Annotated in this window: 2 protein-coding genes; one reads left to right on the forward strand and one right to left on the reverse strand. The window is 73.2% G+C overall.

Annotated elements, in window-relative coordinates; genetic code table 11:
• Positions 1 to 1,235: anhydro-N-acetylmuramic acid kinase (locus tag ACFV5N_RS26175; RefSeq protein ID WP_385604515.1), on the reverse strand; the 1,235-nt coding region annotated here is incomplete at its 3' end.
• Positions 1,236 to 1,352: 117 nt separating this feature from the next.
• Here ACFV5N_RS26175 and metG point away from each other — a divergent pair.
• Positions 1,353 to 3,083: a methionine--tRNA ligase gene (gene metG / locus ACFV5N_RS26180; protein ID WP_385604518.1), complete on the forward strand. Its 1,731-nt coding sequence runs from the start codon at positions 1,353 to 1,355 to the stop codon at positions 3,081 to 3,083.
• Positions 3,084 to 3,227: the final 144 nt, after the last annotated feature.

A 3,227-nucleotide genomic window follows, 5' to 3' on the forward strand; every position in this document is an offset into this window, starting at 1 on the left:
GGGGGGGGGGGGGGGGCGGCCCCGGGATAGGGCCTGACGAGCACCGGGCGGCGGGGGGGCCGGGGGTGGGGCGGGGGCAGCCGGAGCGGCCCGGCGCCCGGGGTCCAGGAGCCGAGGACGGCGGGGGCGGTGGCCCCGGTGGCCGAGGGCAGCGTGCCGGGCAGGCCGTGGGCGGTGAGATACCCCAGGAGGGCGAACAGATAGGCCTCTTTCGCCTGGGCGGGCAGGCCGTGCTCGGCGCTGGTGACGATCCGGGCCGGGGCGGCGACGGCCCGGATGCGGTCCATGAGGACGGGGTTGCGCACGCCGCCGCCGGAGACCACGAGTTCGGCCGTCCGGTGGGTGCGGCAGGCGGTGCCCACCAGGTGGGCGGTGAGTTCGGTGAGGGTGGCCACCAGGTGGTCGCCGGTGGGGTCGCCGGGGCGCAGCACGGTGTCGAGGTAGCCGGGGTGGAAGAGTTCCTTGCCGGTGGACTTGGGCGGCGGGAGCCGGTAGTAGGGCTCGGCGAGCAGCCGGTGCAGCAGCGCGGCGTCGATCCGGCCGCGCGCGGCGCGGGCCCCGTCGGTGTCCATCCGCTCCGCTCCCCCGCTGTCGGCGGTGACGGCGGCGTCGATGAGCGCGCCCGCCGGGCCGAGGTCGTAGGCGAGGACGTCCTGGGGTGCGGTGTCGGGGCCCGGCACGGTGATGTTGGCGATGCCGCCGAGGTTGAGGGCGGCGCGCCGGGTGCCGTCGCCGAGCAGCCACAGCGCGTCCAGCAGGGAGACCAGCGGGGCGCCCTGGCCGCCGCGGGTGATGTCGGCGGTGCGCAGGTCGGAGAGCACCGGGAGTCCGGTGGCGTGGGCGATCCAGGCGGCGGAGCCCAGTTGGAGGGTGCCGCGGGCCCGGGCGCCGTCCACCCAGTGGTAGACGGTCTGGCCGTGCGAGGCGAGCAGGGCGGCGCGCCGGCCGGTGAGCGCGGTGTCGGCGCGGGCGGCGACCGCGCCGAAGAACTGTCCGAGTTCGGTGTCGAGCCGGCAGACCTCCGCGAGGTCCACCCGGGCGGGCGGCAGGGCGGCGGCGATCCGCTCGCGCAGGCCCGGGGGGAAGGGTTCGCTGTGCAGGCCGAGGGGGCGCAGGGCGAGGGTGTCGGGGCCGGTGAAGCGCAGGTGGGCGGCGGCCACGTCGACGGCGTCGTGGGAGGTGCCGCTGAGCATGCCGAGGACGGTCTGCGGCCGGGCGGGGTCCATGGCGGTCATGGTGCCGGAAATCCGGTGCGGAGGGCAGTCCGGCCGTCGGTAGGATTGACGTGCCAAGACGCTCGACTTCGTCACGTTGCGTGACTGATCCACTTCTCACCATTGGAGCATCCGAGGATGACCCGACACCTCATCACCAGTGCGCTGCCGTACATCAACGGGATCAAGCACCTGGGGAACATGGTCGGCTCGATGCTCCCGGCGGATGTCTACGCCCGCTATCTGCGGCAGCGCGGTCACGACGTGCTGTACATCTGCGCCACCGACGAGCACGGCACCCCGGCGGTGCTGGCGGCCAAGGCGGCGGGGCTGCCGGTGGCCGAGTTCTGCGCCCGGGCGCACGACGCGCAGAAGGCGGTGTACGACGGTTTCGGTCTGTCCTTCGACTACTTCGGCCGTACCTCCTCGGCGCAGAACATCGAGATCACCCAGCATTTCGCGCGGCAGCTGAAGGCGAACGGTTTCATCGAGGAGCGCTCCACCCGCCAGGTGTACTCGCTGGCGGACGAGCGCTTCCTGCCCGACCGGTACATCGTGGGCACCTGCCCGTTCTGCGGGTACGAGGCGGCGCGCGGCGACCAGTGCGAGAACTGCACCCGGGTGCTCGACCCGACCGATCTGCTGAACCCGCGCTCGGCGGTCTCCGGCAGCACGGAGCTGGAGGTGCGCGAGACCACGCATCTCTTCCTGCTCCAGTCGAAGCTGGAGGGCGAGGTCGAGGCGTTCGTCGCGGAGGCCGGGAAGGAGTGGCCGGTGCTGGCCTCCTCGATCGCCCGCAAGTGGCTGACCGAGGGCCTGCACGACCGGGCGATCACCCGCGACCTGGAGTGGGGGGTGCCGGTGCCGGCCGATGTGTGGCCGGAGCTGGCGGCCGAGGGCAAGGTGTTCTACGTCTGGTTCGACGCCCCGATCGGCTACATCGGCGCCACCAAGGAGTGGGCGGACGCGGCCGGCGCCGGTGAGCAGCGCGACTGGCGGTCGTGGTGGTACGGCACGGACGAGGACGCGGCCGGTGGCGTGCGCTACACGGAGTTCATGGCGAAGGACAACGTGCCCTTCCACACCGTGATGTTCCCGGCCACCGAGCTGGGCACCCGGGAGCCGTGGAAGAAGGTCGACTACGTCAAGGCGTTCAACTGGCTGACGTACTACGGCGGCAAGTTCTCCACCTCGCAGAACCGCGGCATCTTCATCGACGACGCCCTGGAGCTGCTGCCCGCCGACTACTGGCGGTACTTCCTGATGGCCAGCGCCCCGGAGTCGGACGACGCCTCGTTCTCCTGGGAGCACTTCTCGGCGATCGTCAACAAGGACCTGGCGGACACCCTGGGCAACTTCGTCAACCGGGTGCTGACGTTCTCGCGCAAGCGGTTCGGCGACGAGGTGCCGGCCGGGCACGCCGCCGGTGAGGCGGAGGCCCGGCTCGGCGCGGAGGTGGCCCGGCTGCTGGCCGAGTACGAGGAGCACCTGGACGGGCTCCAGTTCCGCAAGGCGGCCTTCGCGCTGCGCGCCCTGTGGAGCGCGGGCAACTCCTACCTGGAGGAGAAGGCCCCGTGGCTGGAGATCAAGAGTGACCCGGAGGCGGCGGCGCTGACGCTGCGCACCGCGATGAACCTGATCCGGCTGTACGCGGTGGTCTCCGAGCCGATCATCCCGGCGACCGCCCAGGTGATGCGGTCGGTGTTCGGCACGGTCCCGGCGGACCGCTGGGTGACCGCCGAGCAGGCCACCGCCCTGGACACGGTGCCGGCCGGGGCGCCGTTCACCGTGCCCCCGGTGCTGTTCGCCAAGATCACCGAGGATGATCTGGTGGCGTACCGCGAGCGGTTCGGCGGCGCGGAGGAGTAGGCACGGCCGTACGGCAGGAGGCCGCCCGCCGGGGTTTCGGGGGGGGGCCGGCCCCGGGGCGGGGGGGTCGGGGGAGGGGGCCGGGGGCCGGGACCCCGGCCCCCCCCGCCGGCCCGGGGGTCCGGGGTGGTTTATGTGCGGGAA

It is taken from the genome of Streptomyces sp. NPDC059853 (assembly GCF_042731495.1).
GTDB lineage: Bacteria > Actinomycetota > Actinomycetes > Streptomycetales > Streptomycetaceae > Streptomyces.